This is a genomic window from Romboutsia sp. 13368, assembly GCF_018336475.1.
Classification (GTDB): Bacteria; Bacillota; Clostridia; order Peptostreptococcales; family Peptostreptococcaceae; genus Romboutsia.
On record NZ_CP048741.1, the window covers coordinates 1,362,857 to 1,364,574 of the forward strand.

The 1,718-nt window shown below is 26.1% G+C and carries 2 protein-coding genes; one reads left to right on the plus strand and one right to left on the minus strand.

The window, feature by feature from the left end; translation table 11 throughout:
• Positions 1-46: 46 nt before the first annotated feature.
• Positions 47-886, minus strand: coding sequence for a DegV family protein (locus G3997_RS05530; protein WP_296644143.1), 840 nt, complete (start codon positions 884-886; stop codon positions 47-49).
• 213 nt (positions 887-1,099) lie between these two features.
• On the opposite strand from G3997_RS05530, the gene G3997_RS05535 reads away from it, so the two are divergent.
• On the plus strand, positions 1,100-1,654 hold the full coding sequence (locus tag G3997_RS05535) for a TetR/AcrR family transcriptional regulator (RefSeq protein ID WP_296644146.1): 555 nt from the start codon (positions 1,100-1,102) through the stop codon (positions 1,652-1,654).
• Positions 1,655-1,718: the final 64 nt, after the last annotated feature.

Below are 1,718 nucleotides of genomic sequence, written 5' to 3' on the forward strand. Positions count from 1 at the left end.
AATTTATYAAATATAAAAAATAGGTTAGCTAATACTAACCTATTTTCTATAATACACTTATTAATACTGCACCCTTTGATGTATACGTACCCATAACTGATCCTATATCTGATATTGTAATATTTTCAAATTCATTATTTTTTAACATCATTTCTTTTACTTTAAGTGCTTTATCTAAACAGTTTGCATGTGCTATAGCTAAAGACTTAACTTCTTTACCCTCTATTGAGTTTAATACATTTTCAACTACCTTTTTCATAGAGTTATTGTCACCTCTAGCTTTATCACAAGGCTTAACTTCTCCATTAGCAACCTTTACTATAACTTTAAAGTTTAAAGCATTTATAAGCTTTCCAGCTAAAGGATTTACTCTTCCACCTTTTATTGCATTTTCTAAAGTATCTAAAGCTCCATAAAGTACTACATCATTTTTTATAGATTCTATAGTCTTTACTATTTCTTCAAAACTTTTACCTTCTTCTGCTAATTGTGCTGCTTTTGCAACTAAAAGACCTTGTCCAATAGATCCTGTTTCTGTATCTATAACTGCAACATTTTTATTTGGATATTTCTCTTCAAATAAATTTTTAGCAAGTACTGCTGTTGAATATGTTCCAGATAATTTTGAAGCTAGTGTTATAACTATTATATTATCTTCTTCACCTTCATAACTATTTATAAATTTCTCAGGAGAAGGACAAGATGTTTTTGGTAATTCTGGTGACTCATCCATCATTTTATAAAATTCAGGTTTTTCTATTTCACCATCAACATAAATATCATCCCCAAAAGCTACATTAAGAGGCACTATTTCTATATTATATCTATCTACTATATCTTTATTTAAATCACAAGAGCTATCTGTTACTATTTTTATATTTTTCATATATTCAACTCCATATATCATATATTATTTATTCAGTCGGCCACTTGACCGGTTATTAATTATATTGTATACTCATTTTANNTATACTCATTTTATATTAAAGTCAATAATAAACTATTATATAGTTAGTAATCTGGCATAATAAATTGACAATGATATTTACTATGCTTATAATTTACTTGAAATAGTACTAAATTCTAGGATGGTATTGGTATGAAACAAAATAATATGAAAGAAACAATTTTAATAACAGCAACAAATTTAATAACTAAAAAAGGTATAAAAAATACTTCTTTAGCAGATATAGCTAAGGCTTGTGATATAAGTAAGGGTACACTATATTATCATTATTCTTCAAAAAATGATTTAATATCCGATATTGCAGATATTCATTTAGAGGCTATAACAAAGTCAGTAATAGACTGTGTTTCTGGTATAGAAAGTAATAATAAATCTTCAAATATGGTAAATTTAATAATGGAAAAAATAGCTTCTATAGAGGGGCGTGGAAGAATTCATATGTATATTTTATGTGAAGCTATAACTGAAAATGATACTTTAAGAGAATCAATTAAGGTTAAGTATTTAGAGTGGAGAAATACTCTAAAGAAAGAAATTTCTAAAACTATAAAAGATGATAAAGATGCTGAAGCTCTTTCATTTTTATTAGTTTCTATAGTTGATGGACTTGTAGTTCAAGGATTATTAAAATCAGAAAAAGTTCCTTATGAAAATATTGCAGAGTTTTTAGTAAAAARTTGGTTATAAAAAAGATGGTTATTAATTAAACGTATATACGTAGCTTAATGTATTAAAAATTCAAGTGGATATC

Coding starts and splice junctions, on each gene's coding strand:
- G3997_RS05530 (WP_296644143.1), bottom strand. CDS start 886: ATGAAAAATATAAAAATAGTAACAGATAGCTCTTGTGATTTAAATAAA.